The organism is Streptomyces sp. NEAU-sy36 (genome assembly GCF_013423905.1).
Taxonomy (GTDB): domain Bacteria; phylum Actinomycetota; class Actinomycetes; order Streptomycetales; family Streptomycetaceae; genus Streptomyces; species Streptomyces misionensis.
Window position 1 is genome coordinate 3,374,823 of sequence record NZ_CP058977.1, and the last position, 20,020, is coordinate 3,394,842.

General features: G+C 74.1%; 18 protein-coding genes and 1 pseudogene. 4 read left to right on the forward strand and 15 right to left on the reverse strand.

Annotated elements, in window-relative coordinates; genetic code table 11:
• Position 1 precedes the first annotated feature (1 nt).
• The gene (locus HZZ00_RS15580; protein WP_180332740.1) at positions 2-2,485 is read left to right on the forward strand and encodes an ATP-dependent Clp protease ATP-binding subunit; all 2,484 of its coding nucleotides are present in this window, start codon (positions 2-4) and stop codon (positions 2,483-2,485) included.
• Positions 2,486-2,497: 12 nt separating this feature from the next.
• Here HZZ00_RS15580 and HZZ00_RS15585 read toward each other — a convergent pair whose 3' ends face one another.
• On the reverse strand, positions 2,498-2,968 hold the full coding sequence (locus HZZ00_RS15585) for a GreA/GreB family elongation factor (protein ID WP_180332741.1): 471 nt from the start codon (positions 2,966-2,968) through the stop codon (positions 2,498-2,500).
• A gap of 338 nt (positions 2,969-3,306) precedes the next feature.
• On the opposite strand from HZZ00_RS15585, the gene HZZ00_RS15590 reads away from it, so the two are divergent.
• Positions 3,307-4,071 (forward strand): alpha/beta hydrolase, encoded by a 765-nt coding sequence (locus tag HZZ00_RS15590; protein WP_180332742.1) that lies wholly within the window; start codon positions 3,307-3,309, stop codon positions 4,069-4,071.
• 109 nt (positions 4,072-4,180) lie between these two features.
• On the opposite strand, the gene HZZ00_RS15595 is transcribed toward HZZ00_RS15590, so the two are convergent.
• Positions 4,181-4,789, reverse strand: a complete 609-nt coding sequence (locus HZZ00_RS15595; RefSeq protein ID WP_374028529.1) for a YdeI family protein — start codon at positions 4,787-4,789, stop codon at positions 4,181-4,183.
• A gap of 84 nt (positions 4,790-4,873) precedes the next feature.
• A complete protein-coding gene (locus tag HZZ00_RS15600; protein WP_180332744.1) occupies positions 4,874-5,845 on the reverse strand; it encodes an alpha/beta hydrolase in 972 nt (323 codons plus the stop codon).
• A gap of 187 nt (positions 5,846-6,032) precedes the next feature.
• Between HZZ00_RS15600 and HZZ00_RS15605 the strand changes: the two genes are divergently transcribed.
• Positions 6,033-6,587: a YciI family protein gene (locus tag HZZ00_RS15605; RefSeq protein WP_180332745.1), complete on the forward strand. Its 555-nt coding sequence runs from the start codon at positions 6,033-6,035 to the stop codon at positions 6,585-6,587.
• Positions 6,588-6,732: 145 nt separating this feature from the next.
• Here HZZ00_RS15605 and HZZ00_RS15610 read toward each other — a convergent pair whose 3' ends face one another.
• Positions 6,733-8,073, reverse strand: coding sequence for a chloride channel protein (locus HZZ00_RS15610; RefSeq protein ID WP_180332746.1), 1,341 nt, complete (start codon positions 8,071-8,073; stop codon positions 6,733-6,735).
• Positions 8,074-8,227: 154 nt separating this feature from the next.
• Positions 8,228-8,746: a GNAT family N-acetyltransferase gene (locus HZZ00_RS15615; protein ID WP_180332747.1), complete on the reverse strand. Its 519-nt coding sequence runs from the start codon at positions 8,744-8,746 to the stop codon at positions 8,228-8,230.
• Between HZZ00_RS15615 and HZZ00_RS15620 the strand changes: the two genes are divergently transcribed.
• Positions 8,745-9,347, forward strand: coding sequence for an XRE family transcriptional regulator (locus HZZ00_RS15620; protein ID WP_180332748.1), 603 nt, complete (start codon positions 8,745-8,747; stop codon positions 9,345-9,347). The two genes, HZZ00_RS15615 and HZZ00_RS15620, sit on opposite strands and share 2 nt — an antisense overlap.
• Positions 9,348-9,357: 10 nt before the next feature.
• Here HZZ00_RS15620 and HZZ00_RS15625 read toward each other — a convergent pair whose 3' ends face one another.
• The 10 genes and pseudogenes from HZZ00_RS15625 to HZZ00_RS15670 form a co-directional block, all read right to left on the reverse strand.
• A complete protein-coding gene (locus HZZ00_RS15625; protein WP_180332749.1) occupies positions 9,358-10,383 on the reverse strand; it encodes a cytochrome c oxidase assembly protein in 1,026 nt (341 codons plus the stop codon).
• 398 nt (positions 10,384-10,781) lie between these two features.
• The gene (locus tag HZZ00_RS15630) at positions 10,782-10,997 is read right to left on the reverse strand and encodes a hypothetical protein (protein ID WP_070025006.1); all 216 of its coding nucleotides are present in this window, start codon (positions 10,995-10,997) and stop codon (positions 10,782-10,784) included.
• A 76-nt stretch (positions 10,998-11,073) separates the two neighbouring features.
• Positions 11,074-11,832, reverse strand: a complete 759-nt coding sequence (locus HZZ00_RS15635) for a PIG-L deacetylase family protein (protein WP_180332750.1) — start codon at positions 11,830-11,832, stop codon at positions 11,074-11,076.
• 16 nt (positions 11,833-11,848) lie between these two features.
• Positions 11,849-12,589 (reverse strand): beta-glucanase, encoded by a 741-nt coding sequence (locus tag HZZ00_RS15640; RefSeq protein WP_180332751.1) that lies wholly within the window; start codon positions 12,587-12,589, stop codon positions 11,849-11,851.
• Positions 12,590-12,682: 93 nt separating this feature from the next.
• Positions 12,683-15,082, reverse strand: a complete 2,400-nt coding sequence (locus HZZ00_RS15645; protein ID WP_180332752.1) for a glycoside hydrolase family 65 protein — start codon at positions 15,080-15,082, stop codon at positions 12,683-12,685.
• The gene (locus HZZ00_RS15650) at positions 15,079-15,822 is read right to left on the reverse strand and encodes an HAD family phosphatase (RefSeq protein WP_180332753.1); all 744 of its coding nucleotides are present in this window, start codon (positions 15,820-15,822) and stop codon (positions 15,079-15,081) included. The genes HZZ00_RS15645 and HZZ00_RS15650 overlap by 4 nt, the downstream gene beginning before the upstream one ends.
• Before the next feature lie 98 nt (positions 15,823-15,920).
• A pseudogene (locus tag HZZ00_RS15655) lies at positions 15,921-16,014 on the reverse strand.
• Between the two features lie 137 nt (positions 16,015-16,151).
• Positions 16,152-17,774, reverse strand: a complete 1,623-nt coding sequence (locus HZZ00_RS15660) for an alpha/beta hydrolase (protein ID WP_180332754.1) — start codon at positions 17,772-17,774, stop codon at positions 16,152-16,154.
• Complete coding sequence (locus tag HZZ00_RS15665; RefSeq protein WP_180332755.1) at positions 17,771-18,979, reverse strand: serine hydrolase; 1,209 nt, start codon at positions 18,977-18,979, stop codon at positions 17,771-17,773. The genes HZZ00_RS15660 and HZZ00_RS15665 overlap by 4 nt, the downstream gene beginning before the upstream one ends.
• 105 nt (positions 18,980-19,084) lie before the next feature.
• A complete protein-coding gene (locus HZZ00_RS15670; protein ID WP_257585820.1) occupies positions 19,085-19,933 on the reverse strand; it encodes a GNAT family N-acetyltransferase in 849 nt (282 codons plus the stop codon).
• Between the last annotated feature and the right edge of the window lie 87 nt (positions 19,934-20,020).

Below are 20,020 nucleotides of genomic sequence, written 5' to 3' on the forward strand. Positions count from 1 at the left end.
CATGTCGATGCCGTTCGGCGCCCCCTTCGGTTCCCAGGACCCCTTCAGTGAATTGCTGAACCGTTTCTTCGGGATGTCGCCGGCGTCCTCCCCACCCGCGGTGCAGCGCGTGCCGATCGGACGGCTGCTGACCGAGTCGTCGCAGCAACTCCTCAACCTGGCCGCGCAGCGGGCGGCCGAGGACGGCACGTCCGACCTCGACACCGAGCACCTGTTGTGGGCCGCCACGAAGGTGGAGCCCGCGCGCCGGCTGCTGCTCCAGGTGGACGTGGACCCCGACACCCTCGCCAACGAGATCGCCAAGGTGCTGCCCCGCGAGTCCGGCCAGCCCTCCGCGCAGCCCGGCCTGACCCCCGCGGCCAAGCGCACCCTCGGTGCCGCCTACGCCCGGTCCCAGGCGGCCGGGGTGTCCTACATCGGTCCCGAGCACATCCTCGCCGCGCTGCTCGGTGACAGCGACACCGGTGCGGCCCGGCTGCTGCGCGCCGAGGGCATGGACAACGGGAAGCTGGCGGGCCTCGCCGAACAGGCCGCCCGCTCCGAGAGCACGCCCCCGGAACGCAGACAGCCGGCGACCACGCTGGACGAGTACGGGCGCGATCTGACCGACGAGGCCAAGGCGGGCAAACTGGACCCGGTGGTGGGCCGGGCCGAGGAGATCGAGCAGACCGTCGAGATCCTGTCGCGGCGCTCCAAGAACAACCCCGTGCTGATCGGCGAGCCCGGCGTCGGCAAGACCGCGATCGTGGAGGGCCTCGCCCAGCGGATCGTGGCCGGCGAGGTCCCCGACACCCTGAAGAACAAGCGGGTCGTCGCGCTCGACCTGTCGGCCATGGTGGCGGGCGCGCAGTACCGGGGCCAGTTCGAGGAGCGGCTGAAGAAGGTCATCGAGGACGTCCAGGCGGCCGGCGGCAGCATCATCCTCTTCATCGACGAACTGCACACGGTCGTCGGCGCCGGGGCGACGGGCGAGGGGTCCATGGACGCGGGCAACATGCTCAAACCGGCGCTCGCACGCGGTGAGTTGCACGTCGTCGGCGCCACCACCATCGACGAGTACCGCAAGTACGTCGAGAAGGACGCGGCCCTGGAGCGCCGCTTCCAGCCGGTGATGGTGCCCGAGCCGACCGTCGAGGAGACGGTGCAGATCCTCGAAGGACTGCGGGACGCCTACGAGGCGCACCACCAGGTCCGGTTCGACGACGGCGCGCTGGCGGCCGCGGCCGAGATGTCGGACCGCTACATCACCGACCGCTTCCTGCCCGACAAGGCCATCGACGTCATGGACCAGGCGGGCGCCCGGGTACGGCTGCGCAGCGCGAGCCGCTCCACCGAGGTCGTCAGCCGGGAGGACCGTATCGCGGTGCTCCGCCGGGAACTCGAACAGGCCGTCTCCGCCGAGGACTTCGAGCGGGCGTCGGAGCTGAAGCGGGAGGTCTCCGAGGCGGAGGCCGAACTCGCCGGCATCGAGGAACGCCGGGAGGGCGTCGTCTCCGTCACCGCGTCCGACATCGCGGACGTCGTCTCCCGGCGCACCGGGATCCCCGTCTCCCAGCTCACCGCCAGCGAGAAGGAGAAACTCCTGCGGCTGGAAGAGGAGATGCACGCCAGGATCGTCGGCCAGGACGAGGCGGTCACCGCGGTCTCCCAGGCCGTGCGCCGCAACCGCGCGGGCATGGGCGACCCCGATCGCCCCGTCGGCTCCTTCCTGTTCCTCGGCCCCACCGGGGTGGGCAAGACCGAACTCGCCAAGACGCTCGCCGCGTTGCTGTTCGGCGAGGAGGACCGCATGGTCCGCTTCGACATGAGCGAGTTCCAGGAGAAGCACACCGTCGCCCGGCTCGTCGGCGCCCCGCCCGGGTACGTCGGCTACGAGGAGGCGGGCCAGCTCACCGAGAAGGTGCGCCGCCAGCCGTACAGCGTCGTGCTGTTCGACGAGGTGGAGAAGGCGCACCCCGATGTCTTCAACACCCTGCTGCAGATCCTGGACGACGGCCGTCTCACCGACGCGCAGGGCCGCACCGTCGACTTCCGGCACTGCGTCGTCATCATGACGTCGAACATCGGCGCGCACCGCATCCTCGACCACCAGGGCGATGTGTCCGAGCTGAAGGACGAGTTGATGGAGGACCTGCGGGGCCGCTTCCTGCCCGAGTTCCTCAACCGCATCGACGACATCATCATCTTCCACGGCCTCACCGAGGACGACCTGTCGCGGATCGTGGACCACCTGCTGGACCGGAGCAAGCACCGGGTGCACGCCCAGGGGATGCGGCTGGAGGTCACGGAGGCCGCCAAGAAGCTGCTGATCGCCCACGGCCACCAGCCGGAGTTCGGCGCCCGCCCGCTGCGCCGCACCATCCAGACGGAACTCGACAACCGCATCGCCACGCTGCTGCTCGGCGGCGAGGCCGACCCCGGGGACACCATCGTCGCCGACGTCGACAACGACTCCCTGCACTGCTCGGTGCGCAAGCCCGCCTGACGGCGCGTCGCCCTACGCGGGCGGCTCCCCGATCGACTCCACGGCCGCGCTCGCCGGCCCGTCCGGGGTGTCGTAGCGGACGCTGTCCCCCGCGCGGCGGCCGAGCAGGGCACGGCCGAGCGGGCTGTCCGCGGTGACCAGGTTCTGGTCCAGCGCCTCGGCGCCCTCGCCGATCTGCAGGGTCTCCACCGAGCCGTCCGCGAAGCGCACGGTGACCGTGCTGCCGACCCCGACGGCATCCGTCCGCGCGGGCCCGGCCAGCTCCGCCTGGCGCAGCCGCTCGGTGATGTCCGCGATCCGGCGGTCGAGACGGTCCAGCTGGTTCACCCGCTGCAACTCGTCCGCCTGATCGGCCTGGTCGCCGACCTCCGGATCGTCCTTCAGCGTTCCGGCGACCATCCGGCGCTCGTCCAGCAGATCGGCCAACTCCTGCTCCAGCGCGCGCCGCGCCTCGGCACTGATCGGCTCGGGATCACCGGTCATACCTGCTCCAGTCGACAAGGCTCGAAAGAGATCGATGCGGATCGATGGGGTCCGACGGGGTTCGATGAGGCTTCGCTTCCGCATCGTAAGCGGTGCGAAGGCGGATCATCCGGACATGCGGCGATGGCGCGCCCGGGGCGCTGACCACGGGCGAAAAGGATTGGACGCCATGATGATCGGACCGGTAGCTTGCGATCGACCGTGACACCGCCCGAGGAGGTGAGACCCATGAACGCTGTATCGACGTGGGTGCTCTCCCTTCCCGTCACGGCCGGCGACTGACGTAGGTGTCGCCGGGAGCGCCTCGACACCAAGGCCCTCCCGAAAGGCAACACCTCATGCATTCTCTGCGATTCACCGCCGAGTCGTCGTCGAACGGCATGGTCGAACGCGACTTCACCGTGGGCGACGTCCCCGGAGTCCTCTGGTCGCCGGCCTCCGGCACCGAGCGCGCCCCCCTGGTCCTGATGGGCCACGGCGGCGGACAGCACAAGAAGCACCCGGCGATGGCGGGCCGGGCCCGCCTTCTCGTCACCGGCCACGGCTTCCATGTCGCGGTCGTCGACGCTCCCGGCCACGGCGACCGGCCGCGCTCCGCGCAGGACGAGCAGGACATCGCCGAGCTGCGCAGGGCGCAGGCGGCGGGCGCCCCGGAAGGCCCGATCGTCGTCCCCTACAACGCCCGCCTGGCCGAACTGGCCGTACCCGAGTGGCAGGCGGCCCTCGACGCCCTCCAGGAACTTCCGGAGATCGGTGCCGAGGGGCCGGTGGGCTACTTCGGCATCGGCCTGGGCACCGCGATCGGGGTGCCGCTGGTGGCGGCCGAGCCCCGGATCGTGTCCGCGGCCTTCGGCATGAACTGGCCCGACGCGCTGTTCGAGACGGCGAAGCGGATCACCGTCCCGATCGAGTTCGCCATGCAATGGGACGACGAGCGCATCCCGCGCGAGGCAAGCCTCGCGCTGTTCGACGCCTTCGCCTCGAAGGAGAAGACGTTGCACGCCAACGCGGGCGAGCACTTCGACATGCCCAGGTTCGAGGCCGACAGCGCGGTGCGGTTCCTCGCCCGGCACCTCGGCCGGGCGGTCACCTCGGCGGCCTGAAGGTGAACGGCGGCGCCCGGCCCACCCGCCGGGCGCGGCCGCGGCCGGACGCGCGCACGAACGCGTCCGGCGGCGGCGCCGGTCCGCCGCGCAGGGCCCGTGAGGGCCCTCAGGGATGGAGCTTGCGTTCCTCGGCGAGCATGGCGACGAACCTGGCGATACGGGCCGCCCGTGTCTCGGCCCGCTTCGCCTCCTCGACGCGGTGGAGGACGGCGTAGCGGTTGCGGCTGTCCAGGGTCGCGAAGAAGGCGGCCGCGCGTGGCACGGCGTCCAGTGCGGCGCGCAGGTCGTCGGGCACCGTGGCCGTGCGCGGACCGGCGTAGGCCGCCTCCCAGCGGCCGTCGGCCCGGGCCCGCTCCACCTCCCGCAGACCGGCTGGACGCATCCGGCCCTCCTCGATGAGCCGCGTGGCCTTCTCCCGGTTCAGCCGCGACCACCGGCCGGCGGGCCGCCGCGGGGTGAACCGCTGGAGCCAGTGCCGTTCGTCCAGCTTCTTCTTCTGCCCGTCGATCCAGCCGAAGCAGAGCGCCGACTCCAGCGCGCCCGGATAGTCGACCGCGTCGGGGACCGGCGGCGCGATGTCCTTCCGGGCGATCTTCAGCCACACGCCCCTGGCGTCCGCGTGGTTCTCCTCCAGCCACTCCTCCCACGCCTGCCGCGTGGCGAAGAAGAGCACCGGATCGTTCGTGGGTGATGAGCCGTGGGACATGGGCCCCATGAAATCCGGACCGCACGCCCCGGGCAACCGTCCCGACGGCACGGGATCGGTCCCAGCCGCCCGGGCGGGCGGCGCCGCCGGGCCTCAGCCGGTGTGCAGCGCCTCGTGCAGGGTGCGGCAGGCCAGGTCGATGGCGGTCCGCGCGGCGTGCGTCCCGCGCAGGGCGTCGAGCATCACGAAGTCGTGGATGATGCCCTGGAAGCGGACGGCGGTGACGGGGACGCCCGCCGCGCGCAGCTTGGCCGCGTAGGCCTCGCCCTCGTCGCGCAGCACATCCGCCTCGCCGGTGATCACCAGCGCCGGCGGCAGCCCGCCGAGCTGCTCGGTGGTGGCGCGCAGCGGCGAGGCGGTGATCCGGGCGCGGTCGGCCGCGTCGGTCGTGTACTGGTCCCAGAACCACTGCATGACGTCCCGGCGCAGGTGGTAGCCGGTGGCGAACTGGTGGTACGACGGCGTGTCGAAGCTCGCGTCGGTGACCGGGTAGAACAGCACCTGCTGCGCCAGCGCCGGGCCGCCGCGCTCCTTGGCCATCAGGGTGAGCGCCGCGGCCATGTTGCCGCCCACGGAGTCCCCGGCGACCGCCAGCCGCGAGCCGTCCAGGTCCTTGGTCGCGCCCTGCTCCACCACCCAGCGGGCGACGGTGTGGTTCTGCTCGATGGCGACCGGGTAACGCGCCTCGGGGGAGAGGTCGTACTCGGGGAAGACCACCGCGGCCCCGGCACCGGCCGCGAGTTCCCGCACCAGCCGGTCATGGGTGTGGGCGTTGCCATAGACCCAGCCGGCTCCGTGCAGGTACAGGACGACCGGGAGCGTCCCGCAGGCCCCGGCGGGCCTGACGATCCGCGCACGCACACTGCCCGTCGGGCCGCCCGAGACGGTGATCCACTCCTCGTCGACCGCCGGTTTCCCGATGTCGCCGGACTGCACCTCGTCGAGCGCCTTGCGGCCCTCGGCCGGCGGCAGGTCGAACGGGAACGGCGGCTTGTCGGTGGCCGCCGCGAACTCGGCGGCGGCGGGCTCCAGTACCGGCTGCGCCGGTGCTACGGCATCGGACATCGGCTCTCCTCGTGTCTTTCGGCCGTCGGACGCGCGGGCGGACTGCCGACCGTCCCACCGTGCGGGGTTTCTCCCGGCGCCGCACGTGGAACGCCCGCGGGGTGACCTGCCCCGCGCGGGCGAGCGGAACACCCGGAGCCCCGGAAAAGGGAGTGCTGTGGCGGCAGTCGGCGCGAGAGGGTGGGTCATGGAGTTCTTCTGCCACCACCGCGACCGGCCCGGATCCCTCCCGCTGCGCAACCAGCTGCTGGAAGAGCACTGGTCGTACATGGACCTGTTCCAGAAGGAGATGATCGCCCGCGGCCCGACCCTCGCGGCCGACGGTGAGACGCCCACCGGCAGCGTGCACGTCCTGGACCTGCCGGACCCGGCCGCGGCACGCGCGTTCGCCTTCGACGAGCCCGGCTACCAGGCGGGCGCCTACCGGGACGTCATGCTGCGCCGCTGGCGCAATCTGCTCGGGCGCACCATGTGGGAGTTCCCCGGCGGCCGCGCCGCAGGCGACCGCTACCTGGTGCTCGGCCTCGGCGAGGGCGAGGCCGCCGACCTCACGGTACCGGCCGAGCGCGGTGCCGACCTGATCGCCTACGGCCCCCTGCTCTCCGACGACGCCACCGCATGGCTGGGCACGGCGGCACTGCTGCGTGCCCCGGACCCGGCCGCCGCCCGCGCCCTGCTGACCGAGGGCCGTTACGCCGGCATCGAGGTGCACGCCTGGCGGCCCGGCGGCCGGCCGTCCTGACGCTCGTGCCGCTCGATGGACCTCAACGGTCCGTCAAAATGCGGCCCCTGCCCGTCAGCGCCGCGTCAGGGGATGCCCACGGGGTACGGTCCGGCGCGTAGCGTCGTCGGCGAGCCCCGGCCCGCCTCCCCGCGCCGGGGCGTTCCTATGCGTCGGCCGGGGCGGGCTGAGGCCGGCGCCGGAGCCGCAGACGGCTGACGAGCAGAGCGGTGACGGCCGCGAGGACGATGAGCGGCATCTGGTTGTAGGCGTCGCGGCCGAGCAGCAGCACCGCCAGGACCGAGCCGGTCAGGGGCAGGCCGGTGACGACCGTGGCCGCCGCCGCGATGCCCAGCGCGATCCCGGGGGCGGCCCCGAACCCCGGCAGTCCCGAGCAGGCAACCCCGACCGCCGCCCCGGTCAGCACGGCCGGGAAGATCGGGCCGCCGCGCAGGCTGCCCAGGCTGATGCCCCAGGCGAGCGCCTTGCAGACGATCAGCGCGACCAGCGCGAGCACCGGCAGGCCGTGCGGGTCCTCGGCCAGCCGGGCGAGCATCGCCTGCCCGGACAGCGCCGCCTCCTCGGGCGGACGGCCGGTCAGCAGCGCGTACGCCGACAGACAGATCCCGGCGGCCGTGGCGCACGCCAGGGTGCGCGTCCCGGTGGCCCGCGCGGAGGTCCACCGGTGGGTCCGCTCGCCGAGCCGGTGCGCCACCGAGACGACCACGGCGATCAGCGCGGCCGCCGGCAGCCCCCACAGGAAGTCCCCCGCGTCCGGTGCGGAATCCGGCGGCAGCTTCGGCAGGGCGAGGGCGCCGGTCGACAGCCCGGTCCAGCGGCCGAAGCCGGTGAACACCAGCGCCCCGGCCCCGCTGGCGGTCAGACAGGGCAGCAACAGCACGGTGAGCCGTGGCCCGGCCAGCCCGGCGGCCTCCACCACCATGACGGCCGCCACCACCGGGCCGCCCAGGATGGTGGAGATCGCGGCCGTGGACCCGGCGGTGGCCACGACCGCCGCCGAAGGGGCGCCCGCCGGGTGCCGGCCCAGGGTGCGCAGCCCCAGCAGGGCGAGCGCGGACCCGACCGCCATCAGCGGTGCCTCCGGGCCGAGGGTCACCCCCAGCGGAAGGGTCAGCACGGCGGCCAGCACCACGCCCGGCAGGGCACGCGGGCCGACGGGATCGCCGCCGAGACCGTGCACCGGGACATGGCCCCCGGCCCCGGGGAGCCGGGTGACGATCGGGGCGAGGATCAGCCCGGCCAGCGTCAGCGCGGGCAGCGGCCACCACCACGGGGGCCGTCCGAGTCCCAGCGTGTGCGGCAGCTCCTGCCACACCAGGTGCTGGAGCCAGTGCTGGAGCCCGACGAAGAAGAAACCGGCGAACGCGATGGGCACCCCGAGGCCCAGGGACAGCACCAGCAGCCTGAGGTATCCGCGGGTCAGCAGGGTCCGTCCGGGGTCGTCGGCCGCCGCGGACGCGGAGGACTGCCCGACCGTGCCGCTCACGCCCGCTCCACCTCCACCACCCGACGGCGCCTTCGGCGGTGTCCGGCGACGCCGCCGGCGGGCCACGGTCGACGGCTCCACCGAACGGCTTCAGTAAACGACCGCCCACCCCGCCCCGCATCCCGGCGGGCGCCCGGACGAGGGGCGCCGCGACTCAGTCCAGCGCCAGCCGCATGAGCGTCAGGTCGAGCCGGCGGCCGAACTTGATCCCGGCCTCCCGCACGGTCCCCGCGTGTTCGAAGCCGAAGCGTTCATGGAGCCGGATCGACGCCCCGTTGCCCGCCTCGATACCGGCGATCACAAGGTGGTGGCCCGCCTCGCGCGCCGCCGCGATCAGCGCCGCCAGCAGCGCGGAGCCGATGCCGAGACCGTGCCGGCCCTCGCGGACGTAGACGGAGTCCTCCACCGTGTGCCGGTAGCCGTCCAGGGCCCGCCACGGCGCGAAGACGGCGAACCCCGCCACCTCGCCGTCGGTCTCGGCCACGAACGCCGAGCCGCGCTCCAGGTGCGCGGCCAGCCAGGCCGCGCCCTCGGCGGCCGACTGCGGGATCTCGGTCCACAGGGCCGTCGAGTGCTCGATCGCATGGTTGCGGATCGCGCGCACCGCCTCCGCATCACCGGCGTGCGCCCGGCGCACGGTCACGGCACCGGCCCTCTCATATATTGGAAGCATGTCCAACATGGTAGATCCCCTGGTGGCGCGGATCGCGAGCCGCATCCACACCGAGCGGGAGCGGCGCGGCTGGACCCTGGCCCAGCTGGCCGAGGCGTCCGGGGTCTCCCGCGCGATGATCAACAGGATCGAACGCGGCGAGAGCAGCCCCACCGCCGTGGTGCTCGGCAAGCTGTCCGCCGCCTTCCAGCTGAGCATCGCCTCCCTGCTCGCCCTCGCGGAGGGCGGTGACGGGGCGGCGGGACAGGGGCCGGACGGCGGAGCGGGCGCGTCCCGTCGTACCGGCACGGCCGAGTGGCAGGACCCCGCCACCGGCTACCGGCGCCGCCAGATCACCGGCCCGGACTTTCCCGCCGAGGTCGCCGAGATCCGGCTGCCCGCCGGGGCCCGGGTGCCGTACCCGGCCGCGGCCTTCGCCTTCGTGCGCCAGGTCGTCTGGGTCCTCGACGGCAGACTGACCTTCCACGACGGCGAGCGGTGCCATGACCTCGGGCCGGGGGACAGCATCGAACTCGGCGAGCCCGCCGAACGCGTCTTCGCCAACACCACCGGCGCCGAGTGCCGCTACGCCGTCGTCCTGGCCCGGGACACCCGGCCCTGAGCCGCGCCGGTCAGTCCTCGCCGCGCTGGCGGCGGATCCTGGCGGCCACGTCGTTCTGCTCCGTCTCCCACCAGGGACGCACCCGTACGGCCTCGTCCTCGGCCCGGGCCGCGCCGGACCCGGTCGTGCGGGGCGCCACGGGTGTCAGGTCCCGGTCCAGCCGCCGGTCGAGGGCCGCGGCCTGCACCCGCTCGGCGCGCGCCCACTGCACGAGGATCGCCAGCAGGAAGGGCAGCGCCACCAGTTCGGCGATGCTCAGCATGGCACCGCCGCCGATCTGCTGGTCGTGCGCGACGTCCGGCGACCAGGACGGCGCGTGGTGCAGATACCAGGCGCCCGCGATCAGCGTGCCGTGCGTCATCACCACGAGGCCGGGCACCGCGTCGATGACGCCGTCCAGGAACACCAGCGCCGCCCGCACCGGGTGGCTGCACCACTTGGGCAGCGCCTCCTCGCGGGTGAGGACCGGCACCACGAAGAGACAGCCGGCCACCAGCAGGTGCAGATACATCAGCTCGTGCAGCCAGCCCACCCGCAGGGCAGTGGCGAAGTACGGCGTGAAGTAGACCGTCAGCTCGGTCGCCAGCACCAGGGCCGTACTGACCAGGGGGAAGGTGAGCAGCCGTACGAGCCGGCCGGACATCACCCTCCGCACCCGCCCGGGCCCCTCCCCGGGCAGCGCCTCGATGGCCAGCCGCAGCGGATCGCCCAGGGCCAGGCCCAGCGGGGTGATGAGGTCCAGCAGCACGTTCTGCACCGCGGCCGGCCAGAACAGCTCGTGGTCGTAGACCGCGAGACTCGACATCGTGGCCACCGCCAGACCACCGAGACCCAGCAGCGCGAACGCGGCGCTGCGGCCCGGCGACCAGCTTCCGCCCGACCGGCGCACCCGCAGCACACCCCAGCCGTACAGGCCGCCCAGCAGGACGATCAGGATCAGCGCGGGCACATCCGGCTGCCACGACCTGAGCGCGCGGCCGAGCGTCAGCTCCGGCAGGCTCCCGGCCGAAAGAGCGGCCGTCGCATGACCTGACATGGGAAAGCCGCCTCCTGCTGCGGATGGGGAGCACAACGGACGACAGGTGACAGTAGCCCCCTATCCCACCGGTCCCGTCGGCAGGGTCCGCGAGTCCGCTCGGCGTGCCACCCGGTCGGCGGTGCTGCAGCGGGCCGCGCGCCGCCGCACCTGGGTGGCCGACCTCGGGCCGGGGGCCGACCGCGGCGGGCCGGGCCCGGTGGAAGAGCCGTTTCCCGACCTCCACCAGGGCCAGGCAGCACACGACCATCCCGGCCGGCGCGGCGAAAGAGCCGACCGGCAGCCGCGGGAGGCCGAGGGCCCGACGGACGTGGCCACCACCACCGCTCCGCGCGCCCGGTACGACGCTGGTGCGGTGCCGCATGACGAAGACGTGCCGTGGGCTGCCGGGGCGGCCGCTACCCGGCCTCGCGGTGCAGCACGCGGCGGGCCGCCTCGGCCTCCGCGGCCGGCGGGGACAGCTCGTCCAGCGTGTCGAGCTCGTCGTCCGCCTCCAGCTCCCGTTCCCAGGCCGCCGCCAGCTGCTCCTGTTCGGCGCGCGGCTTCGCGCCGACGGCCTCGCGCTGATCGGCGTCCAGGGCCGCCATGAATCGTCCGACCGTGTCCGTCGGCATGCCGTGCTCCTTGTCGCGCGAAAGGGTCACTCTCAGCCCAGCATGGCCAATCGGCCGGGCCCCCGCCTCTCGGCGGTCAGACGGTCAGCTCCGTGCCCGGCGGCGCCGTGGTCGCGAGGTCGTGGCGGATGAACCACTCGGTGCCCAGCAACCGCCCGCGCTCCCGGGGCGTCAGCTCGGCGATCAGCCCCGGCAGGGCCCCGCGCGCCACCTCGGAGCGGTGCGCCAGCACCGCGGCGGTCTTCTGGTCGAGCCAGGGGCCGACATCGACCGTCGCCGTGATCCGCTCGTCCGGGACGCTGTACACCGTCTTGCGCCCGCCGATCACCTCCCGCAGCGCCGGGACCACCGAGTGCGGATGCGTGGCCAGGTAGAGCGCGCCCGGCTGCCAGGGCTCACCGGCGTCCGGGTAGAGCCCCGCGAGCCCGGCCGCCTGGGCGGCGAGCACGGTCACCCGGTGCGTGTGCACATGGTCCGGGTGACCCGGCAGCCCGCCGTAGGCGTCGTGGGTGACCACGACGTCCGGGCGGAAGGCGCGGATGTGCGCCACCAGCCGCCCCACCGCCTCGTCCAGCGGCGCGTCGCAGAACCGTGCGCGGCCCGGCGCCGACCACGGCACCCGCGCGTCCGCGTAACCGAGCAGCCGGGGCTCGCCCGCGCCGAGGACACGCAGCGCCTGCGCCAGCTCCCCGGCGCGCCCGGTGCCCTCGGCCCAGGTCGCGGTGACCACCCCGGTACGGGCGCCCGCCGCCGCGTGCCGGGCCAGCACCCCGCCCGCCGACAGCGACTCGTCGTCCGGGTGTGCGAACACCGCCAGCAGACTCGGTACGGGCATGGAACGGCCACCTTCCTCATACGGGCCGTGCGTACGCCGTCCGGCCCCCGCCGGAGGGCCGGCGCACGGCCAGGCTGCCCACCTCGAACGACATCTCGGTCGTCCCGGGCTCCGGGGGCGGATGGTAGCGCCCGGCGCTCACCGCCAGGCCGACGACCAGATGGGCCCGCCAGGCATGCCCCACGCCCCGGTGGTCGGCGAAGACCGAGGCACCGTTCAGCGACCAGATCACACAGCGCGGCCCGAACTCGGTGCGCACGTCCACCCACGCGCCGGGGCGCACCGCGTCGTCGTGCAGATGGCAACTCGCGCTGCGCACACGGTTGGTGAACTCCATCTGGTCGGGGTCGTCCGCGTGGTACTCGAACACGTCGACGCACTGCCCGCCGTCCCACCAGGCCCGGATCGCCGGCCAGGCGCCGGTCTCCCGGGGCAGCCGCACCCGCGCGTCCAGCACATCGCCCGGTCGCAGGGTGAACCCCTCCCGGCTTCCCCGGGTGGTCAGCAGCCCCGTGTGCCAGCGGCCGTCCGGCAGGCGGGTTGCCCGGAAGACCCCCGAGCGGCAGTAGCGGGGGTCGTCCACCGGACGGTCCAGCCTGTCGTCGTCCGGAAGGTCCGGGCCGTCGGCGGGACGGGCGCGGGAACGGACCGCGACCCACTGGGCGGTGGAGGCGAAGTCCGCCGTGAACACCACGTCGGAGGGGGCCGGGAAGCGCCGCGACCCCGGTAACGGGCCGCCCGGCGACGGTTCGTCCATGCTCATCCCCATGTCCGATGTCTCACCGGCTGACGGACGGTCATGCGTACGCGCCCCGACTCGTCCGCGGGATGTACCCGTCCGGGTGAACGGCTACCGCTCCGGAGCCTCCGCCCGGGGCTCCTCCGGCTCGCCGGGCCCCTCCGGGCGCCGGTGCCGGGGCTGCTGCGGCTCCGGACGCGCGGGCACGGGCGGGATCGACCGCTCCAGCGGCGCCCCGGCGGTCACGGTCACCGGCTCCCCGTAGTGGAGCACCGTCAGCGGCTCGCCGTCGGCCAGCCGGTAACCGACCCCTGCCCGACCGATGTCCACCTTCAGCCGGCGGCCGCGCAGTTGCACCGTGAACGCCACCCGGGACAGCGCCTCGGGCAGGCGGGGCGCGAAACCGAGGACGTCCGGCCGCCCGTCCTCCCCGAGGTGCCAGCGCAGGCCCCCGAAACCGCCGACGAGGGCGATCCACGTACCGGCGAGGGAGGCGATGTGCAGCCCGTCGCGGGTATTGTGCTCCAGGTCTTCCAGGTCCATCAGCGCTGCCTCGTGCAGATAGGCGTAGGCCAGTCTGAGATGCCCGGTCTCGGCGGCGAGCACCGCCTGGCAGCATGCCGACAGGGACGAGTCGCGCACCGTCAGCGCCTCGTAGTAGGCGAAGTTGCGGGCCTTCTCCTCCTCGGTGAACGCGTAGGGGCACTCCAGCATCGCCAGCACCACGTCGGCCTGCTTCACCACCTGCTTGCGGTACAGGTCGAAATACGGGTAGTTGAGCAGCAGCGGATAGTTCTCCGGCGGGGTCGCGTCGAAGTCCCAGCGCTGGAAGTGCGTGAACCCGGCCGACTGCTCGTGCACGCCCAGGTCCTCGTTGAAGGGGAGCGCCATGCGGCCCGCGGCGTCCCGCCAGCCCGCGGCCTCCTCGTCGCCCACGCCGAGTTCGCCGGCCCGGTCCGGATGGCGGGTGGCCGCGTCCGCGGCGGCCAGCAGGTTCTGCCGGGCCATCAGATTGGTGTAGAGGTTGTCCCGGGCGATGGCGCTGTACTCGTCGGGACCGGTGACCCCGTCGATGTGGAAGACGCCCTCCGGGTCGTGGTGGCCGAGGGAGCGCCACAGCCGCGCGGTGTCCACCAACAGGTCGAGCGCCACGCCGCGTTCGAAGTCCTCGTCCCCGGTCGCCGCGACATAGCGGACCGCGGCCAGCGCGATGTCCGCGTTGATGTGGAAGGCGGCGGTGCCGGCCGGCCAGTAGGCGGAGCACTCGGCGCCCTCGATGGTCCGCCAGGGGAACATCGCGCCCGCGAAGCCGAACTGGCGCGCGCGTTCCCGGGCCGTCGGCAGGGTGCTGTGCCGCCAGCGCAGCGCGGACGCCACGGCCTCGGGCGCGGTGAACGTCAGGACCGGCATCACATACGACTCGGTGTCCCAGAACGAGTGTCCGTCGTACCCGGTCCCCGTCAGGCCCTTCGCGGGGATCGCCCGGTTCTCGCCGCGGGCCGCCGCCTGGAGCACGTGGAAGAGGGCGAACCGCACCGCCTGCTGGATCTGCGCGTCCCCCTCCACCGTGACGTCCGCGCCCGCCCAGAACCGGTCCAGATACTCCCGCTGGGCGGCGACGAGACCGTCCCAGCCGGTGCTGACGGCGACCGCCACCGCGCCGTCCACCTGATCGTGCATGCTCGGCAGCGAACGCTCCCCGGACCACCCGTAGGCCACGAACTTGACCAGCCGCAAGGGCTGTCCGGGGGCCAGGTCCGCGGTCACCGTCAGCCGGCTGACGTCGGGCTCGCACTGCGCCGACCAACGGGTGGACTCGGGCCCCTCCACGATGTGGTCGGCCGCCGCGCCCACCCGCAGGGCGCTGCGGCCGGTGCGGTGGACGAGGCGCAGCCGGGTGTCCTCGGCGTAGTGCTCCTCCGCCGCCAGCGGGGACTCGATGGCGGCGGCGACCCGTGGATCGCCCGCGATGTGCGGGAGTTGCTCGTTGGCGACCAGCTCGGACTGGAGGGCCACCGAGGCCGGTCCGTCCTCGGGCTCTACCTGGTAGACCACCGCCGCCACCGCGCGCTGGGTGAAGGACACCAGCCGCCGCGAGGTGATGCGCACCGTGCGGCCGCCGGGCGAGGTCCAGCGGGCGGTGCGGCTGAGGACGCCGGTGCGGAAGTCCAGTACCCGCTCGTGGGACAGCAGCCGGCCGTAGCGCAGATCGCACGGGTGGTCGTCCACCAGCAGCCGGATGACCTTGCCGTCGGTGACGTTGATCATCGTCTGGCCGGACTCGGGATAGCCGTAGCCGGCCTCCGCGTACGGCAGCGGGTGCTTCTCGTGCACGCCGTTGAGATAGGCGCCGGGCAGTCCGTGCGGTTCCCCCTCGTCGAGGTTGCCGCGCCAGCCGACGTGCCCGTTGGACAGCGCGAACACCGACTCGCTCTGGGCCAGCACGTCCAGGTTCAGCCCGGTCTCGCGCAGGGACCAGGGTTCGACCGCGTAATTGGGATGGGTGATCACCGCGACTCCAGGAGCTCCGCCAGGTCACGCACCACCACATCCGCGCCGTGCGCCCGCAGCTCGTCCGCCTGGCCCACCCGGTCGACCCCCACCACCAGCCCGAACGCGCCTGCCCGCCCCGCCTCGACCCCGGCCAGCGCATCCTCGAACACGGCCGCGGCGGCGGGCTCCACCGCCAGCGCGCGGGCCGCTTCCAGATAGGTGTCCGGCGCGGGCTTGCCCCGCAGCTCCCGCTGGTGCGCCACCACCCCGTCGACCCGCTCGTCGAAGAGATCCCCGATGCCGGCCGCGGTCAGCACGTCCCGGGCGTTCGCGCTGGACGAGACCACCGCGCACCGCAGACCGGCCTCGCGCACCGCGTGCAGGAAGCGGACCGAACCCTCGTACGGCCGCACGCCGTCCTCCCGGATCCGGCGCAGCACCAGTTCGTTCTTGCGGGTGCCCAGTCCGTGCACGGTCTCGGCCTCCGGGGGGTCGTCCGGCGCCCCCTCGGGCAGGCGCACCCCGCGTGCGGCGAGGAACGTGCGCACCCCGTCCTCCCGGGGGCGCCCGTCCACGTAGGCGTCGTAGTCGCGCGTCGCGTCGAAGGGCACGAACGGTGTCCCCTCGCGTGCCGCGCGCTCGCGGAGATACGCGTCGAACATCTCCTTCCAGGCCGCCGCGTGCACCGTGGCGGTCTGGGTGAGCACCCCGTCGAGGTCGAACAGACAGGCGCGTACATGGGAGGGAAGCCGGGGCATGCTGCGAGGCTAAGAGCAGCCTCGCAAGCCGTGCCTTCCGGCGCGCCGGAAGGCACCCACTCGGTCGAGGCCCCGGCGGCGGGGGCGGACCGCTGCGGCGGAGAGGGCAGGATTCGAACCTGCGTGGGCCCCGTGGGGCCCGACCGTGAGGCGTGCTCGTGGTCCCCGATAAGCCGCTCCGGGCACCTCTCCTCGTTCCCGGTCCGGGGCCGGTGCCCCGTGCCGTTCACAGGAAAGAGGATGGCAGCGGCCGTTGACGGCACCCTGACGCGGGACTGACGGGCCCCGCCCCGCGGCAGGCGCGGGACAGGGACCCTCGGGGAGCTGTGTCAGGGCCGGGGGCAGGTCAGGTCGGTGCCCGGCAGCCGCCCGCTCGCCAGGTAGGCGTTCACCGCGTCGTCCACGCACGAGCTGCCGAAGACGCCGAACACCGCGTGCTGGTCCGCGTCCCGCAGGGTCACCAGCCGGGAGCCGGGCCAGTTGCGGTGGACCGCCTCGGCGCCGGGATAGACGGTGCGCGGGTCGCCGGTGGCGTTCACCAGCAGGGCCGGCAGATCGGCGCGTATGGTCGTCGGCCGCTCGCGCGGGGCGTCCCAGAACGCGCACGGGTTGATGTTGTCGGTGACGGGCACCATCAGCCGGTCCCGCGTGCCGGCCCGGCGCAGATCACGCCAGTACGTCCGCGGATCGCGGGGCGCGGCCCCGTCGGCGCACAGGATCGCCGTCTGCGCGCTGCCGTAGGCGGAGTCGTCTCCCGTCAGCACGAACCGCAGCGTGTCGGCCAGCCAGGGGGTGGGGGAGACGGTACGGCCCTCGGCTGCGTCGCGCAGGTCGCGCACGGCCCGGGCGAGGTCGCCGAACGCCTCGGGGTTGTCCTGGGAGAGCCCGTTGAAGACGATGACGGGCAGGACGTGGTCGTCCACCCGGTGTCCGCCCAGCCGCAGCGGCTCGCGGGCGGCGGCCGACCTGGCCCGCTCCACCGCCGCGAGCACCGCGTCCCGGGTGCGCCCCAGGCCGTAGGCCGCGTCGTGCGCGGCGGCCCAGTCCGCCCAGTCGCGCAGGGCGTGCCACTGCGCGTCGTCCGTGCCCCGCAGGAGCCTCGGGCCGTAGCGGGCGGGGTCGATCACGCCGTCCAGGACCACCCGGTCGGTGCGGCCGGGGAACATCGTGGCGTACACCTCGCCGAGGTAACTGCCGTACGAGTAGCCCAGGTAGGAGATTCTGCGCTCGCCCAGCGCGGCCCGGATCACATCCATGTCGCGGGCGGTGTTCCGGGTGCTCGCGTACGGCACCAGGTCGCCCGCGTGGTCGCGGCAGCGCTGGGCGAGGTCCGCGGCGAGGGCCACGGAACGGTCGAAGCCGGCGCGGTCGGTACCCGCGCCGCGGATCATGGTGCCGGTGGGCCACCGGCAGTCCAGCACCGTGCTGCGGCCCACGAAGCGGGGGTCGACGCCGACGACGTCGTACCGCCCGCCGGCCTCCTTCATCGCCTTGCGCACCCACGGGGGGTCACCGATCGTCTGCCCGCCGGGGCCGCCGCTGTTGAGGAGCAGCGCGCCGATGCGGTGCGCGGTGTCGGTGGCCCGGATCCGGGAGACGGCGACCTTGATCGTGCGGCCGTCGGGGCGGGTGTAGTCCAACGGCACGGTGACGTCGGCGCATCGGGCGCCCGCCGCGTCGAGTTCCCTGCCGGTGGCGTCGTCGGGGCCGAGTACGCAGCTCTTCCAGTCGAGGTGCTGGTGCTGGAAGCGGGCGAGGGGACCGGCTCCCGCGGTCGCGGGGGCCCGGGAGACACCGGAAGCTGCGGAGGCGGTGGTGGCCGCGGGAGCGGCGCCCAGGGTGAGCGCGCCCGCCAGGCTCAGCGCGGCCACCGGACCGGTCCGCGCCACCAGGCGGCGGACACGGCCGGCACGTGCGCGGCGCTCGCCGCCGTCGGCGTCTGGGCTCGTCATGCGGGGGTCCTTTCGGTGGTGGGGGAGTGGTCGCACAGGGCCTTGTCGACCACGTCGAGGAAGTCCAGTTCGGCCCGGAGCGTGTCCGGGACCTGGTTGAGGGCCAGGGCCGCGGTGCGCCCGTCGGGCCCGACGGCGACCAGTGCCCGGTGGCCGCCCGGCACGGTTCCCGCGTGGCCCCACCAGGAGCCGCCGCAGGACAACGGGGTGGAGATCAGGCCGAGGCCGTAGCGGGCGCCTGGCCAGAGCCGGTCCGGGTCGGCGGGCAACGAGCGCCGCATCTCGGCCAGTTGCGCCGGGGGCAGTAGCCGCCCGCCCAGCAGCGCGGTCGCGAACCGGGTCAGGTCCGCCTGGGTGGACACCAGGGCGCCGCCGACACCGCCGAAGGTCATGTTCCAGTCGGTGCCGTCGACCCGGCGGCCGTGGGCCCCGGTGAAGTAGCTTTCCGAGTGCGGCCCGTGGACACGGGGGTCGTCGCCGGGCCAGTAGGTGTCGCGCAGTCCGAGCGGTGCGATGACGCGGCGGATCGTCTCCGTCTCGGGCGAGTGACCGGTGACCGCCCGGACGATCAGCCCGGCGACCAGGTAGTTGGTGGTCGCGTAGTGCCAGGCCTGCCGCGCAGGCGGCGACCGGAGCGCGCGGGCGATGAGTTCACGCGGCTCGAAGTGGCGGTACCGCAGCGCCTGCGGGTTCTCCCATTCGGGCGCGTCGAGGTAGTCGGGCAGACCGCTGGTGTGCTGGAGCAGCCCCCGCACGGTGATCCGCCGGCCGTCGTGTCCGTGCCCCCGGATCAGACCCGGCAGATAGCGCTCGACCGGTGCGTCCAGGGACAGCCGGTGCTCGGCGGCCAGCTGGAGGACGACGGTGGCGGTGAAGGTCTTCGTGACGCTGCCGACGCGCAGCCGGTCCGTGGTGTTCATCGGGCGGCCGGTGCCGAGGTCGGCCACCCCGTCCGTCACGGACCAGCGCGCGCAACCCGGCCGCCCCGCGGGCTCGGTGACGAGGACCGAGGCCCCGGCGATCCGGTCGCGTGCCACCAGTTGCCGCACCGACCGGTGCACGGCCTGGTGCGTTCCGCAGGAGCCGGACGCGTCCGGCCGTGGCTGCGCGGCCGCCACCGGCGTGGCGGCCAGCACGGTGGCCACCACCCCGGCCGTGAGGGCGGCGCGTCCGCGAAGTACCGCGCTGAGTAAAGGAATTGCCATGCACAGCACGGTAGGCAGCGGTCGCGCCGCGATCACTCCGGCAGGCGGCCGGACCGGTGCGGGGGCCCGCACCAGCGCGCGTGCGGGGGACAGCCCCCGGGCCGGCTACCCGGCGACCAGCGCCCTGCCGTACACCGTGGAACTGCGCCGCACCGTCATGCCGAGGTGTTCGTACAGCGGCAGCGCCCCGGTGTCCGAGTGGGTCCACAGGGTGCAGGCGCGCCGTCCCCGGTGGTGGAAGGCACGGAAGGCCTCGTGCAGCAGCAACCGGGCGATGCCCCGGCCGCGGTGGTCGCGCCGCACCGCGAGCCGCTCGACGTAGCCTTCGTCGCCGTCCGGGGCGTCCAGCGACAGCAGCGCGCCGACCAGCTCGCCATCCGCGAAGGCGAGCGGCGACGCCGCGGGTGTGAACGTGGGCCGGCCGACCGTGTGCCGGGTCCACTCCGGGTAGGTCTTGCGCCGCTGCTGCCACTCGTCGAACGCGTCCTCGGTGAGCCGGTACGCCGCCTCCTCGTCGCCCGCGCGAAAGGCGCGCACCGTGATGCCCGCCGGCGGCGCGGACACCGGCGGCGCGGCGGGCAGCGCGATCTCCAGCAACCACTCGGTGACCAGTCGGACGTACCCGCCGCGGCGCAGCAGCGCGGTCGCCGCGAGGTCCTCGTCGGAGACCGTCTGGGCGAGCCGGTCCCCGCCCAGGTGCCGCGCCCGCGCCTCGGTCCAGGCCAGGAGGGAGCCGCCGAGTCCCCGGCCGCGGTGGCCGGGGTGCACATGGACGGTGGCCCGCCGGCCGCGCACCCGGCCCCAGGCGGCAAGGTCCCCGGCACGGTCGTGGACGAGGACCGCGACGTCGGACGGCTCCCGCCCGGACGCGCCGAGGCCGGCGGCGACGTGGTCGGCGCCGGTCGTGACCCGGCCGTGCAGTGCGCGCTCGTACGCGCTGACCAGACGGTGCACCGCCGCAAAGTCGGCGGCGGTGGCGGAGCGGCCCCGGTAGCCGGACGGCCACCGCGGCGCGCGAGGAGCCGAGGGAGAGGAGGGAAA